Annotated in this window: 12 protein-coding genes; 8 read left to right on the top strand and 4 right to left on the bottom strand. The window is 64.1% G+C overall.

What is annotated here, in order from left to right; translation table 11 throughout:
- Positions 1-2 precede the first annotated feature (2 nt).
- The 7 genes from LOY54_RS26360 to gcvP all read left to right on the top strand — a co-directional run bounded on the left by LOY54_RS26360 (position 3) and on the right by gcvP (position 9171).
- Positions 3-485: a DUF4442 domain-containing protein gene (locus tag LOY54_RS26360; RefSeq protein WP_045201076.1), complete on the top strand. Its 483-nt coding sequence runs from the start codon at positions 3-5 to the stop codon at positions 483-485.
- A 9-nt stretch (positions 486-494) separates the two neighbouring features.
- Positions 495-1712, top strand: coding sequence for a 2-octaprenyl-3-methyl-6-methoxy-1,4-benzoquinol hydroxylase (locus LOY54_RS26355; protein ID WP_258610750.1), 1218 nt, complete (start codon positions 495-497; stop codon positions 1710-1712).
- A gap of 102 nt (positions 1713-1814) precedes the next feature.
- Positions 1815-2816: an extracellular solute-binding protein gene (locus LOY54_RS26350; protein WP_045201202.1), complete on the top strand. Its 1002-nt coding sequence runs from the start codon at positions 1815-1817 to the stop codon at positions 2814-2816.
- 144 nt (positions 2817-2960) lie between these two features.
- Positions 2961-4583: an iron ABC transporter permease gene (locus tag LOY54_RS26345; RefSeq protein WP_045201080.1), complete on the top strand. Its 1623-nt coding sequence runs from the start codon at positions 2961-2963 to the stop codon at positions 4581-4583.
- A gap of 121 nt (positions 4584-4704) precedes the next feature.
- The gene (gcvT, locus tag LOY54_RS26340; protein ID WP_045201083.1) at positions 4705-5787 is read left to right on the top strand and encodes a glycine cleavage system aminomethyltransferase GcvT; all 1083 of its coding nucleotides are present in this window, start codon (positions 4705-4707) and stop codon (positions 5785-5787) included.
- A gap of 47 nt (positions 5788-5834) precedes the next feature.
- Positions 5835-6218, top strand: coding sequence for a glycine cleavage system protein GcvH (gene gcvH, locus LOY54_RS26335; RefSeq protein ID WP_195885285.1), 384 nt, complete (start codon positions 5835-5837; stop codon positions 6216-6218).
- 79 nt (positions 6219-6297) lie between these two features.
- Positions 6298-9171 (top strand): aminomethyl-transferring glycine dehydrogenase, encoded by a 2874-nt coding sequence (gcvP, locus tag LOY54_RS26330; RefSeq protein WP_258608567.1) that lies wholly within the window; start codon positions 6298-6300, stop codon positions 9169-9171.
- Positions 9172-9222: 51 nt separating this feature from the next.
- Here the strand turns inward: gcvP and LOY54_RS26325 are convergent, their stop codons facing one another.
- From LOY54_RS26325 to LOY54_RS26315, 3 genes are all read right to left on the bottom strand, one after another.
- Positions 9223-9540 carry a DUF2388 domain-containing protein gene (locus LOY54_RS26325; protein ID WP_045201089.1) on the bottom strand — a complete coding sequence of 106 codons (318 nt, stop codon included), beginning with the start codon at positions 9538-9540 and terminating at the stop codon, positions 9223-9225.
- Between the two features lie 91 nt (positions 9541-9631).
- Positions 9632-11302 carry a GspE/PulE family protein gene (locus LOY54_RS26320; RefSeq protein ID WP_258608566.1) on the bottom strand — a complete coding sequence of 557 codons (1671 nt, stop codon included), beginning with the start codon at positions 11300-11302 and terminating at the stop codon, positions 9632-9634.
- An 85-nt stretch (positions 11303-11387) separates the two neighbouring features.
- Positions 11388-11708, bottom strand: a complete 321-nt coding sequence (locus tag LOY54_RS26315) for a hypothetical protein (RefSeq protein ID WP_195885282.1) — start codon at positions 11706-11708, stop codon at positions 11388-11390.
- A 125-nt stretch (positions 11709-11833) separates the two neighbouring features.
- Between LOY54_RS26315 and LOY54_RS26310 the strand changes: the two genes are divergently transcribed.
- On the top strand, positions 11834-12304 hold the full coding sequence (locus LOY54_RS26310) for an Lrp/AsnC family transcriptional regulator (RefSeq protein ID WP_123565204.1): 471 nt from the start codon (positions 11834-11836) through the stop codon (positions 12302-12304).
- A gap of 3 nt (positions 12305-12307) precedes the next feature.
- Here LOY54_RS26310 and LOY54_RS26305 read toward each other — a convergent pair whose 3' ends face one another.
- Complete coding sequence (locus LOY54_RS26305) at positions 12308-13675, bottom strand: inorganic triphosphatase (RefSeq protein ID WP_258608563.1); 1368 nt, start codon at positions 13673-13675, stop codon at positions 12308-12310.
- Positions 13676-13703: the final 28 nt, after the last annotated feature.

Raw genomic sequence — 13703 nt, 5'->3', positions numbered from 1 at the left:
GCATGAGCGACCCGCGCAAACTGGCCCGGCGCGCGCGCAGGCTGCGCTGGCTGCTGAATATCTACCCGCCGTACCTGGGCGCGGGCATTCGCGTGCTCAGCGTCAGCCCCGACCTGCGCCACATCCGCGTGCGCATGGGCCTGCGCTGGTTCAACCGCAACTATGTCGGCACCCAGTTCGGCGGCAGCCTGTACTCGATGGTCGACCCGTTCTACATGCTGATGCTGATGGAGCTGCTCGGGCGTGAGTACATCGTCTGGGACAAGGCCGCCAGCATCGATTTCGTGTCGCCGGGCAAGGGCCCGGTGTTCGCCGACCTGCGCATCGACGATGCCCTGCTCGACGACATCCGCCAGCACACCGCCGGCGGCAAAAAGTACCTGCCACGACTTCAGGTCGATATCCGCGACGCCGCCGGTGAACTGGTGGCGCGGGTCGACAAAACCCTTTACGTGCGGCTCAAGCCGCAAGCGAGACAGGCTTAAGGCATGGAAATGCGCGCAGATCTGTTGATTGTCGGTGCCGGTATGGTCGGCAGCGCCCTGGCCCTGGCGTTGCAGCACAGCGGCCTGGAAATTCTCTTGCTCGACGGCAGCCCCTTGTCGATCAAACCCTTCGACCAGCAGTCGGCGTTTGAGCCGCGGGTCAGTGCCTTGTCGGCGGCCAGCCAGCGCATTCTCGAACGCCTGGGCGCCTGGCAGGGAGTCAGCGAGCGACGCCTGAGCCCCTACTCGGACATGCACGTGTGGGATGGCAGCGGCACCGGCCGGATCCACTTCTCGGCGGCCAGCGTGCACGCCGAAGTGCTTGGCCATATCGTCGAGAACCGGGTGGTGCAAGATGGCCTGCTGGAGCGTCTGCACGACAGCGAAATCGGCCTGCTGGCCAATGCCCGCCTGGAGCAGATGCGTCGCTCCGGCGACGACTGGCTGCTGACCCTGGCCGACGGCCGTACCCTGCGTGCGCCGCTGGTGATTGCTGCCGACGGCGCCAACTCGGCGGTACGCCGCCTGACCGGCTGCGAGACCCGCGAGTGGGATTATCTACACCACGCCCTCGTCACCAGCGTGCGTTGCGCCCGGCCGCATCAGGCGACCGCCTGGCAGCGTTTTACCGACGAGGGCCCACTGGCGTTCCTGCCGCTGTTGCGCGATGGCCAGCAGGACTGGTGCTCGATCGTCTGGTCGACCACCCCCGAGCAGGCTGAACACTTGATGGCCTTGAGCGACGAGGCGTTCTGCGCCGAGCTTGAGCGCGCCTTCGAAGGGCGCCTGGGCGGCGTCCTGCAGGCCGACCCACGGGTTTGCGTGCCGCTGCGCCAGCGTCACGCCAAGCGTTACGTGGCCGAAGGCCTGGCGCTGATCGGCGATGCCGCGCACACCATCCACCCGCTGGCCGGGCAGGGCGTCAACCTCGGTTTCCTTGATGCCGCGGTACTGGCCGAAGAGTTGCTGCATGCCTACGAGCGTGGCGAGCGCCTGGCTGATATTCGCGTGCTGAGCCGTTTCGAGCGCCGACGCATGCCGCACAACCTGGCCTTGATGGCGGCGATGGAAGGCTTCGAGCGCTTGTTCCAGGCCGATCCACTGCCGTTGCGCTGGTTGCGCAACAGCGGCCTGAAATGGATCGAGCAATTGCCGGAAGCCAAGGCCCTGTTCGTGCGCCAGGCCTTGGGCTTGAGCGGTGACCTGCCGGAACTGGCGCGGGCCTGAGGGCCCCGCAACATCTGGTAACTCCTCCCTTGTGAGTTCGGTTGAGAAGGCAAATGGGATTAACTACCATTTGCGCCTCTCATGAATTCCGAGGACTGCACCATGTTGCCACGCAAGCACGTAATGGCCGCCCTGGCTCTGACCCTGTTCGGCACGGCCGCCCAGGCGGCGGACGAGGTGGTGGTGTATTCCTCGCGCATCGACGAGCTGATCAAACCGGTATTCGATGCCTACACCAAAGAAACCGGGGTGAAGATCAAGTTCATCACCGACAAGGAAGCGCCGCTGATGCAGCGGATCAAGGCCGAGGGTGAGAACGCCACCGCCGACCTGCTGCTCACCGTCGACGCCGGCAACCTTTGGCAGGCCGAGCAGATGGGCATCCTGCAGCCGATCAAGTCGGACGTCATCGACAAGAACATCCCCGCCCAGTACCGCGCCTCGTCCCACGACTGGACCGGCCTGAGCCTGCGCGCACGGACCATCGCCTACTCCACCGAGCGGGTCAAACCCGAAGAGCTGAGCACCTACGAGGCCCTGGCCGACAAAAACTGGGAAGGTCGCCTGTGCCTGCGTACGGCGAAGAAGGTCTACAACCAGTCGCTGACCGCTACCCTGATCGAAACCCATGGCGAGCAAAAAACCGAAGAGATCATCAAGGGCTGGGTCAACAACCTGTCCACCGATGTATTCTCCGACGACACCGCCTTGCTCCAGGCGATCAACGCCGGCCAGTGCGACGTCGGCATCGTCAACACCTACTACTACGGCCGCCTGCACAAGGAAAACCCCAAGCTGGCAGTCAAGCTGTTCTGGCCCAACCAGGCTGACCGTGGCGTGCACGTCAACCTCTCGGGTATCGGCCTGACCAAATATGCGCCGCACCCTGAGGCGGCGAAGAAGCTGGTCGAATGGATGACCGGTGCCGAGGCGCAGAAAATCTTCGCCGGCGTGAACCAGGAGTTCCCGGCCAACCCGGCCGTGGCGCCATCTGAAGAAGTGGCTGCCTGGGGCACCTTCAAGGCCGACAGCATTGCTGTGGAAGTGGCCGGCAAACGCCAGGCCGAAGCCATCCGCCTGATGGATCGGGCTGGCTGGAACTAAGCGCCAGGCTTTATCCTTCCGGGGCCCTTATCGGCCCCCTGTGGGAGCGGGCTTGCCCCGCGATTGCAATGTGACTGACACAATGCAATCGCGGGGCAAGCCCGCTCCCACAGAGCCTGTGCTTCTACATAGAGATTTTTCCTTTTGGCCCACCCCGCCCAACGCCGCTGGTACCCCCTGGTCTTCATCATCGCCGCCCTGGTGCTGCTGCCGCTGAGCGTGCTGTTGTTGTCCTGGCAGTCGGTCGACCTGCAGATCTGGTCGCACCTGCTCGATACCCAGATGAGCCGCCTGCTGGGCAACACCCTGACGCTGATCCTCGGTGTCGGCATTGGTGTGACGGTGCTGGGCGTGAGCCTGGCCTGGCTCACCAGCCTGTGCGAGTTCCCCGGGCGGCGCTGGCTCGACTGGGCCTTGATGCTACCGTTCGCGATTCCGGCCTATGTGCTGGCGTTCGTGTTTGTCGGCCTGCTGGATTTCGCCGGGCCGGTGCAAAGCTTGTTGCGCGAATGGTTCGGGCCCTTGCGCCTGCCGCGGGTGCGTTCTACCGGCGGGGTCATCACCGTGCTGGTGTTGGTGTTCTACCCCTACGTCTACCTGCTGGCCCGTAACGCCTTCCTGGCCCAGGGCAAGGGCCTGATGGAAGCGGCGCGGGTTCTGGGTCTGTCGCCGCTGCAGGCATTCTGGCGGGTTGCCATGCCCATGGCGCGGCCGGCCATCGGTGCCGGGGTGGCCCTGGCATTGATGGAAACCCTGGCGGATTTTGGCGCGGTGTCAGTGTTCAACTTCGACACCTTCACTACCGCCATCTACAAGACCTGGTATGGCTTCTTCAGCCTCTCAAGCGCCGCGCAACTGGCCAGCCTGCTGTTGCTGGCGGTGATGCTGGTGCTGTACGGCGAGCGCCGGGCCCGTGGCGCCGTGCGCAGCAGCAACGAACGCCCGCGCGGCCAGGCCTTGTATCACTTGCGGGGCATCAAGGCCCTGGCCGCCAGCAGCTGGTGCCTGCTGGTCTTCGCCTGTGCCTTCGTGGTGCCGATGCTGCAGTTGCTGGTGTGGTTCTGGCAGCGCGGGCGTTTCGACCTTGATGAGCGCTATGCCGGGCTGATCCTGCATACCCTGTACCTGGGCGCCATGGCGGCACTGATTACTGTGTGTGTTGCCCTGATGCTGGCGTTTGCCCGGCGCCAGGCGCCGACCTCGACCATCCGCGCCGGCGTCGGTCTGGCCAACCTGGGCTATGCCTTGCCCGGCTCGGTGCTGGCGGTGTCGATCATGCTGGCCTTCAGTTACCTCGATAACCACTTGGTGGTGCCGCTGTCCGGCTGGCTCGGTGGTGCCGGCAAGCCGTTGCTGCTCGGCAGCCTGTCGGCCTTGTTGCTGGCGTATCTGGTGCGCTTTATCGCCGTGGCCTACGGCCCGCTGGAAAACAGCCTGGGACGGATTCGCCCGTCCTTGCCTGAAGCTTCGCGCAGCCTGGGGGTCAGTGGCCCGAGATTGTTTTTCAAGGTGTATCTACCCTTGCTGGTGCCCGGTGCCATGAGCGCGGCGCTGCTGGTATTCGTCGACGTGCTCAAGGAAATGCCGGCGACCTTGCTGATGCGCCCCTTTGGCTGGGATACCCTGGCGGTTCGGGTATTCGAGATGACCAGCGAAGGCGAATGGTCGCGGGCTTCGCTACCGGCGCTGACCCTGGTGCTGGTCGGCTTGCTGCCGGTCATCGGCCTGATTCGACGTTCGGCCCGCCACCCCGGTCAAACGCGCTAAGGGTGTAAGCCTGCTTGCTTGCAGCTACAATGCGCGGCATTCGCTGCGGCCGGTCCTACAGACCGGGTAGCTGCAACGCTGCCAGCCGCCGTAGCCTCGCCACGCCCGGAAGGAGAAACCCATGGGACAGCGTACGCCTCTTTATGACCTGCACTTGGCCCTCGGCGCCAAGATGGTCGATTTTGGCGGTTGGGATATGCCCCTGCATTACGGCTCGCAAGTCGAGGAACACCATCAGGTGCGCCAGGCCTGCGGGGTCTTCGATGTATCCCACATGACCGTGATCGATATCCGTGGCGCCCAGGCCGGTGCCTGGCTGCAACAGGTGCTGGCCAATGATGTCGCGCGCCTGAACGCCACCGGCAAGGCCCTGTACAGCACCATGCTCAACGAGCAGGGCGGGGTGATCGACGACATGATCGTCTACCGCTGTGAAGACGGTTACCGCCTGGTGGTCAACGCCTCGACCCGCGACAAGGACCTGGCCTGGCTGCAGGCGCGGATGATCGGCTTCGAGGTCGAGCTGAGCGAGCGCCCGGAACTGGCCATCCTTGCCATCCAGGGCCCGCAGGCGCGAGAAAAGGTCGCGGAGCTGGTAACCGCTGCCCGCGCTGCGCTGATCCGTGAACTCAAGCCCTTCGAAGGCCTGGCCGACGGTGACTGGTTCATCGCCCGCACCGGTTATACCGGTGAGGATGGCCTGGAAATCATTTTCCCGGCGGTACAGGCGCCGGCGTTCTTCAACGACCTGGTCGGCGCCGGCATCGCCCCTAGCGGCCTTGGCGCCCGCGATACCCTGCGCCTGGAAGCGGGCATGAACCTGTATGGCCAGGACATCGACGAAGCCCACACGCCGCTGACCTCGAACCTGGGCTGGAGCATCGCCTGGGAGCCGGCAGCGCGTGACTTCATCGGTCGCAAGGGCCTGCTGGAAGAAATCGAGCATGGCGTCGAGCAGAAACTGGTCGGCCTGGTGCTCGAAGAGCGCGGGGTTTTACGCGCCCATCAGGTGGTCCGTGTCGCCGGGATTGGCGAAGGGGAGATCACCAGTGGTAGTTTCTCTCCTACGCTGAGCAAATCCATTGCCCTGGCGCGGGTGCCGATGGCCACCGCCGATCGTGCCGAGGTGGAGATTCGCGGCAAGTGGTACCCGGTGCGGGTGGTCAAGCCGACCTTCGTGCGCCATGGCAAGATCCTGATCTGAACCCAATTCTGGCGGGCCAACCGCTGACCCAATCGAGGACAACAATTATGAGCAATATCCCCGCCGACCTGCGTTTTGCCGAAAGCCACGAATGGGCCCGGCTGGAAGCCGATGGCTCTGTGACTGTCGGGATCAGCGACCATGCCCAGGAAGCCCTGGGTGACGTGGTGTTCGTCGAGCTGGCGGAAGTGGGCAAGGTCTTTGCCGCCGGCGATGCGGCGGGCGTGGTCGAGTCGGTCAAGGCAGCTTCCGACATCTACGCACCGGTCAGCGGTGAAGTGATCGCAGTCAACGAGGCGCTGGCCGACAGCCCTGAGGAACTGAACAACGATCCGTACGCCAGCTGGATCTTCAAGCTCAAGCCAAGCGACAAGGCCGAGCTGGACAAATTGCTCGACGCCGCCGGTTACAAAGCCGCCATCGGCGAATAGTTTCACGCAGGCGGCAATCTCTTCCTAGACTCAATATGCCTCGAGCGCTCGAGGCTTGGTCGAGGAAGAGAGAGCCGCTATGTCCCAGTCGCCGTCCCTGAGCCAACTGCACGACCGCAATCCTTTTCTGCGTCGCCACCTGGGCCCCGATGCCTCGGAGCAGCAGGCCATGCTCGCTACCCTCGGGGTTGGCAGCCGCCGCGAGCTGATCGAACAGACCGTGCCGCCGGGCATCCGTTTGAACCGGCCACTGGAGCTGCCTGAGGCCCTCGATGAACAGGCTGCCCTGGGCAGGCTCAAGGGCTATGCCGAGCAGAACCAGGTGTGGACCAGCCTGATCGGCATGGGTTATCACGGCACCATCACGCCAACCGTCATTTTGCGTAACGTCCTCGAAAACCCGGGCTGGTACACCGCCTATACCCCGTATCAACCGGAAATCGCCCAGGGCCGCCTGGAAGCCTTGCTCAATTTCCAGCAAATGATCATCGACCTCACCGGCCTGGACCTCGCCAACGCCTCGTTGCTCGACGAAGCCACTGCCGCGGCAGAAGCCATGGCCCTGGCCAAGCGCGTGGCCAAGTCGAAAAGCAATGCCTTCTTCGCCGATGAACACTGCCACCCGCAAACCCTCTCGGTGCTGCAGACCCGCGCCGAGGGCTTCGGTTTCGAACTGATCGTCGACGCTGTGGATAACCTCGCCAAGTACAAGGTGTTCGGGGCCTTGCTGCAATTCCCCGATACCCACGGCGAAGTGCGTGACTTGCGGCCGCTGATTACCCAGCTGCATGCCCAGCAGGCGCTGGCCTGCGTCGCTGCCGATCTGCTCAGCCTGGTGATGCTGATGCCGCCGGGTGAGCAGGGCGCCGACGTGGTACTGGGCTCCTCTCAGCGCTTCGGCGTGCCCATGGGCTTTGGTGGCCCGCATGCGGCGTACTTTGCCTGCCGGGACGAATTCAAGCGGGCCATGCCTGGGCGCATCATCGGCGTGTCCAAGGATGCCCGCGGCAACACCGCGTTGCGCATGGCCCTGCAAACCCGCGAACAGCATATCCGCCGCGAGAAGGCCAACTCCAACATCTGCACCGCCCAGGTGCTGCTGGCCAACATCGCCGCCTTCTATGCGGTGTACCACGGCCCGGAGGGCCTGCAGCGCATCGCCCAGCGGGTGCATGCGTTGACCTTCGTGTTGGCGGCGGGTCTGGAGAGCAAGGGCATCAAGCGCCTCAACGAGCACTTCTTCGACACCCTGACCCTGGAAGTCGGCGGCAGTCAGACGGCCATTATCGAAAGCGCCGAGGTGGCGCAGATCAACCTGCGGATTCTGGGTCGCGGGCAACTGGGCGTGAGCCTCGACGAGACCTGTGACGAAACCACGGTGATGCGCCTGTTCGATATCTTCCTGGGCGCCGACCACGGCCTGGATATCGCCGCGCTGGATGCTCTGGCGCAGCCCGAGGGCATTCCGTCGGCATTGGTGCGACGCTCGGCTTTTCTCAGCCACCCGGTGTTCAACCTGCACCACAGTGAAACCGAGATGCTGCGCTACCTTAAGCAGCTGGAGAACAAGGACCTGGCGCTGAACCAGTCGATGATCCCGCTGGGCTCGTGCACCATGAAACTCAATGCCAGCAGCGAGATGATCCCGATCACCTGGCCGGGTTTTGCCTTGTTGCACCCCTTTGCCCCGGCCGCGCAGGTGCAGGGCTACAAGGCGATGATCGACGAGCTGGAAAGCTGGCTGTGCGCGATCACCGGCTTCGATGCCATCTGCATGCAACCCAACTCCGGCGCTCAGGGCGAGTACGCCGGGCTGATGGCAATTGCCAAGTACCACCGCAGCCGTCATCAACCGCAACGTGATATCTGCCTGATCCCGGCCTCGGCCCATGGCACCAACCCGGCCTCGGCGCAGATGGCCGGGATGCAGGTGGTGATCGTCGAGTGCGACCAGGCCGGCAACGTCGATCTGGCCGACCTCAAAGCCAAGGCGCAGGCGGCTGGCGACAAGCTGTCGTGCCTGATGGCGACCTACCCATCGACCCATGGTGTGTACGAGGAAGGCATCAGCGAGATCTGCGAGGTTATCCACACGCACGGCGGCCAGGTGTACATGGACGGTGCCAACCTCAATGCCCAGGTCGGCCTGGCGCGGCCAGCGGATATCGGCGCCGACGTCTCGCACATGAACCTGCACAAGACCTTCTGCATCCCCCACGGCGGTGGCGGCCCGGGCATGGGCCCGATCGGTGTGCGCGCACACCTGGCGCCGTTTGTCGCCAGCCACCCGGTCATCCCGCTGCCTGGCCCCGACCCGCAGAACACCGCAGTCAGCGCCGCGCCCTGGGGCAGCGCGAGCATTTTGCCGATCAGCTGGATGTACATCGCCATGATGGGCCCGCAACTGGCCGATGCCAGCGAGGTGGCGATCCTCTCGGCCAACTACCTGGCCGAGCAATTGGGCGGCGCCTTCCCGGTGCTTTATCGCGGGCGCAATGAACGGGTGGCCCATGAATGCATCCTCGATCTGCGCCCGCTCAAGGCCTTGACCGGCATCACCGAGGAGGATGTGGCCAAGCGCTTGATGGATTACGGTTTCCACGCGCCGACCATGTCGTTCCCGGTGCCGGGCACCCTGATGGTCGAGCCGACCGAGAGCGAGTCGAAGGCCGAGCTGGATCGCTTTGTCGAGGCGATGCTGAGCATTCGCGCCGAGATCCGTGAAGTGCAGGAGGGTAACTGGCCGGCCGAAGACAACCCGCTCAAGCATGCGCCGCATACGCTGGAGGATGTGCTAGGGGTGTGGGAGCGGCCCTACAGCATTGCCCAGGGCGTGGCGCCCAGTGCCCATGCGCGGCAGCACAAGTATTGGCCGGCAGTGAATCGCGTCGACAATGTGTATGGCGACAGGAACCTGTTTTGCGCCTGTGTGCCGGTGGATGACTATCGTTGAAGCGCTATTGGTGTGGGAGGGGATTTATCCGCTCCCACAGCGGTCGCGAGCTTACTCGCTGGCTAGCGCATTCTTGGCCAGGATCGCATTGGCCAGTTCCATGTCGCTGACTTGCAGCCCCGGGTTGTCGGCGCGCACTTTGTGCATCGCCGCTTCCAGGTACGGGCCGCGAATCGCGCCTTCGCTGGCGACGTAGCTGCCGGCATCATCCTGGGCCGCCATGACCAGTTTGTGGTCCTTGAAGGTCAGGTAGGTGGAACCGGTAGTGGCGCCGGACGAGATGACGTTGCGCCAGAAGGTATCGGCCATGGCAGAACCAACCGGCAGGGACAGCAGGGCGAGGGTTGCGACTGCGAATTTGAGGCGCATCGGGGGTGACTCCAACGTGAGGTGAACTGGGGCCTTTGATCGGCTTTGCGCAGATCTAGTTCCCTGCCCGGGTAAAAGCTTTGGCGCAGCCTCAGGCCGTGACGCGAAGCACTTCAGTCTGGCTTGTCTGCCCGGCCGCGACTTTGTCCAGGCCACTTTGCCTGAGGCTGTGCATCCCTTCCTTCAACGCCAGTTGGCGCAGGCCAGGCAGGTCGGCTTCACGGTTGATGAGTGACTTGAGCGCATCGCTGATGCCCAGCAACTCGAAGATCGCGCTACGGCCGTGATACCCGGTGTGCCGGCATTCCCGGCACCCCAGCGGCGCTCCCTTGCAGTGCCGGCACAGGGTACGCACCAGGCGCTGGGCCATGACCCCGATCAGGCTGGCCTTGAGCAGGTAGGGCGCAATGCCCAGCTCCAGCAGGCGGGTGATGGCGCTGCAGGCATCGTTTGTATGCAGGGTCGAGAGCACCAGGTGGCCGGTGAGGGCGGCCTGGATCGCCACCTGAGCGGTTTCCAGGTCGCGTATTTCGCCGATCATGATGACATCCGGGTCCTGGCGCAGCAGGGCGCGGGTACCGGCGGCAAAGTCGAGGTCGATGGCTGGTTGCACCTGCAACTGGTTGAAGGCCGGTTCTACCATCTCGATCGGGTCTTCGACGGTGCACAGGTTGATCTGCGGGGTAGCCAGGTGTTTGAGGCTGGCGTACAGGGTGCTGGTTTTGCCCGAGCCGGTAGGCCCGGTGACCAGGATAATGCCGTGGCGATGGTCGAGCATGGCCAGCCAGCGCTTGAGGTCGGCGCCGCCGAGGCCCAGTTGGGCAAAGTCCTGTTGCAGCAACTGTGGATCGAAAACACGCAGTACGAGCTTTTCACCGAATGTGGTCGGCAGGGTCGACAGCCGCAGCTCGACCTCTGCGCCGCCTGGCAGGCGGGTCTTGATCCGGCCGTCCTGGGGCCGGCGTTTTTCTGCGACATTCATGCGCCCCAGGCTTTTCAGGCGGCTGACCACCGCCAGAGTCACCGGCCCCGGAAACTGGTAGACCGGGTGCAGCACGCCGTCGATGCGAAAGCGCAGCTGGCCCTGGTCGCGCCGGGGCTCGAGGTGGATATCGCTGGCGCGCTGCTCGAAGGCGTACTGCAACAGCCAGTCGACGATGCTGACAATGTGCGCATCGTTGGCTTGTGCGTCAGCCCCGCGCGCGCCCAGCTCAAGCAACTGCTCAAGATTACCCGCAGCGATTGGCGTCGACTGCTGCTGACTGGCGCCGCTGACCGATTGCGCGACCTGGAAAAACGTCTGGCTGAGCTGACGGATCTGCACCGGGCTGGCCAGCACGCGCTTGATTGGCCGTTGCAGCACCTGCGCCAGGTCCGCTTCCCAGGCGCGTACATAAGGTTGTGCGCTGGCCACGGTGACGCCGCTGGCATCGGCGGCCACCGCGAGGATGCCGTGGCGCCGGGCGAAGCCTGCAGACATCAGGCCGGTGAGGCGGGCGGGGTCGATCTCCAGGGGATCGATACGCAGGTACGGCTGCCCGGCCTGCCTGGCCAGCCATTGGCACAGGCTATCGAGGTCCAGGTGCTGGCCGGGATTAAGCAGGTCGGCAAGCTGCTGGCTGGCGATCCACTCCAGCGGGTGCTGGTCGTGCTGCACCGGCGGGCAATTGCCGCGATCAGCCGGGCTGATGCGTTGCTCGGCCAGCAGCTCGTCCAGCAGGGTGTTCAGGTCAAGCCAGCGATCTTCGCTAAGGTTGTGCATGGCTGCGGGCTTCCTTGCCGCGCCACCGACAGTGGTGGCTTGAGCAAGGTTAGCGGCTGAGCCGGGGCTTCCCGCTGAACAAGGGTTACCAGGCTTTTCCGGCAGTGCTCAACTGCACTTCGCTTACGCAAATCAGGTTGCGCATTTTTTGCGCAATCAGCTCGGCGCGGTGCCAGCTAAGGCCGCTGATGCCAATCTCGACGTTGAGCAGGTCATCCTGCTGCTCGACATTCAAGCGATGTGGTACCAGAAATTGCAGGGCAAACAGGTTGAGCACCCGGCACAGGCTGTCGGGCTCGGCTTCGACCTGCAGTTGATAGCAGACATCGCTGTGGGCGTTGTTGGCGGCCCAGACATCGTGGCGCAAGGGCGTAAGGGGGCTGTCCAGCCGTTCGAGAGCGCTCATGGGTTTCTCCGCAAAAAGTGGAGAAATTTTTACATGCGGGCCGGGGCATTTCTTCTCTATGATCGTGCGATATTGCTCAATCTTGAATAGATCAATTCGCAGCTAATGACTTTGGAGAAATAATCATGCACAGCGAACTGGATGCTTATGACCGGCGCATCCTGGCCTTGCTGCAGGAAGATGCCTCGCTCTCCAGCGCGCAGATCGCCGAGCGCGTGGGCTTGTCGCAATCGCCTTGCTGGCGGCGCATACAACGCCTGAAAGAGGAGGGGGTGATTCGCGCCCAGGTGACCCTGCTCGACCGCAAGAAGATCGGCCTGAACACGCAGATTTTCGCCGAGGTCAAACTCAACGCCCACGGGCGCTCCAACTTCACCGAGTTTACCGAGGCGATCCGCGGTTTTCCGGAAGTGCTGGAGTGTTATGTGCTGATGGGCGCAGTGGATTTTCTGCTGCGCATTGTCACCCCGGACATCGAAGCCTACGAACGGTTCTTCTTCGAAAAGCTGTCGATGGTGCCGGGGATCCAGGAGGTCAACTCGACCGTGGCCTTGTCCGAAATCAAGTCCACGACGAGTTTGCCGGTATTGCCTTGAGCCTTACTTGCGCAGCAGGTGTTTCCAGCCGCGGCTCTGGAACACGGCCATGGCCTGGTGGACGCGGGCTTCGAGCACTTCGTCGCTGATCGGCAGGTTGGCCAGTTCCTGGAGCTTGTTCAGCTCGCCGAACAGGCGGTCCAGGTCCGGGCTTTCCAGCACCTGGCGGGCATGGTGCAGCCAGGCCAGCAGGCGCTCGATGCGCGGCAGCTGCTCGGCCAGGTCTTCCGGTTGGCGATGGTACAGCGGCAGGTTGAGGGCCTTGGCTTCTTCGGCCAGCAGCACGTTCAGCCAGTTGGCCAGTTGCGCGGCGCCCTGGCGGTCGCCGCGCTTGTTGCGCTCGACGGTCCAGGCGCGGGCCAGCAGCCAGCGCGAGGTCTCCAGGGAGAACTGGCCCCAGCGGGTTTCCAGCAGCTCCTCGGCGAACTGCTCGGGCGCTGCGCGGCGTACATCTTCGTCGTCGGCACCGGCGAGCACCAGCGGGCGCCAGTCTTCGAGCAGGGCGTCGAGGCTGTTGCGCAACTCGCGGGTGCTGGCGCGTGGGCCGGCCTGGCCGAGGCTGCTGGCCAGGGCACGCAGTTCCCAGAGGTTTTCGACCCAGTCTTGCAGCAGGCGCCAGTGACCGTTGAAACGGTACTGTTCGGCCAGGCGTTGGCTGCTGCCGAGCAGCTGCAAGGCCAACGCGGCGAAGGCGTCGTCGAGGGTCATTTCGGCGTTCAGTTCGGCGGCTGGCAGGCTCAGGGCGTAGCTGCCGGCGTCGAGCAGGCGGTAGCCGCGCTCGGCCTTGCTGATGTCGCAGGGCATCAGCGGCAGCTTGGCTGACAGCTCGGCGGCCAGTTCCAGCAGGGCTTCGGGGGCGCCTTCGCGCAGCTCGAGCTCCAGCTCGCAGATCTCTTCTTTTTGCTTGCCGGCGACCACGGTGCCGAGGTCCAGGGCGGCTTCGATTACCACTTTGGCCTTGCCGCGGCCCCAGGCGATTTCGGCGTACTCACGGGTGAAATCGGTGGTGAACAGCGCCTTGATGGTCTTTTTGTCGACATCGGCCAGTTGCTCTGGCCAGCACTCGGCGTCGAGTTTTTTCAGGTCGAGCTTGGCCTTGGGCAACTGCCATTCGAACTCGTTGCGCTGGGACAGGCCGGCGACGCTCTGGCCGCGGGTCTTGAGGGTCTGGATGACCACCTCGCCGTCGCGGCGCAGGCGCAGGGCGACCTTGGCGGCGGCCAGGTCGCGCTCCGGAGTGTCGAAGTACTGGTTGAGCAGTTCGCGGCTTTGCCACCCGGACTTGTTGCGCTTGTTCAGCAATGGGTGTTCACGCAGGGCGGCGAGGGTCTCGCGGCTGACCCGCAGTTTGATTTCGGTTTCTTTATGCATTGCTGGGTAATCCAGGCTCGAATGACAG

This window comes from Pseudomonas sp. B21-032, assembly GCF_024748965.1.
Lineage (GTDB): Bacteria > Pseudomonadota > Gammaproteobacteria > Pseudomonadales > Pseudomonadaceae > Aquipseudomonas.
Note: the sequence above shows the minus strand (reverse complement) of the source record. Positions and strands in the feature narration are given on the sequence as shown.

What these genes read in the sequence shown, in the direction of transcription:
- LOY54_RS26360 (WP_045201076.1), top strand. Translation starts at nt 3, where the DNA reads ATGAGCGACCCGCGCAAACTGGCCCGGCGCGCGCGCAGGCTGCGCTGG.
- LOY54_RS26355 (WP_258610750.1), top strand. Translation starts at nt 495, where the DNA reads ATGCGCGCAGATCTGTTGATTGTCGGTGCCGGTATGGTCGGCAGCGCC.
- LOY54_RS26350 (WP_045201202.1), top strand. Translation starts at nt 1,815, where the DNA reads ATGTTGCCACGCAAGCACGTAATGGCCGCCCTGGCTCTGACCCTGTTC.
- gcvT (WP_045201083.1), top strand. Translation starts at nt 4,705, where the DNA reads ATGGGACAGCGTACGCCTCTTTATGACCTGCACTTGGCCCTCGGCGCC.
- gcvH (WP_195885285.1), top strand. Translation starts at nt 5,835, where the DNA reads ATGAGCAATATCCCCGCCGACCTGCGTTTTGCCGAAAGCCACGAATGG.
- gcvP (WP_258608567.1), top strand. Translation starts at nt 6,298, where the DNA reads ATGTCCCAGTCGCCGTCCCTGAGCCAACTGCACGACCGCAATCCTTTT.
- LOY54_RS26325 (WP_045201089.1), bottom strand. Translation starts at nt 9,540, where the DNA reads ATGCGCCTCAAATTCGCAGTCGCAACCCTCGCCCTGCTGTCCCTGCCG.
- LOY54_RS26320 (WP_258608566.1), bottom strand. Translation starts at nt 11,302, where the DNA reads ATGCACAACCTTAGCGAAGATCGCTGGCTTGACCTGAACACCCTGCTG.
- LOY54_RS26315 (WP_195885282.1), bottom strand. Translation starts at nt 11,708, where the DNA reads ATGAGCGCTCTCGAACGGCTGGACAGCCCCCTTACGCCCTTGCGCCAC.
- LOY54_RS26310 (WP_123565204.1), top strand. Translation starts at nt 11,834, where the DNA reads ATGCACAGCGAACTGGATGCTTATGACCGGCGCATCCTGGCCTTGCTG.
- LOY54_RS26305 (WP_258608563.1), bottom strand. Translation starts at nt 13,675, where the DNA reads ATGCATAAAGAAACCGAAATCAAACTGCGGGTCAGCCGCGAGACCCTC.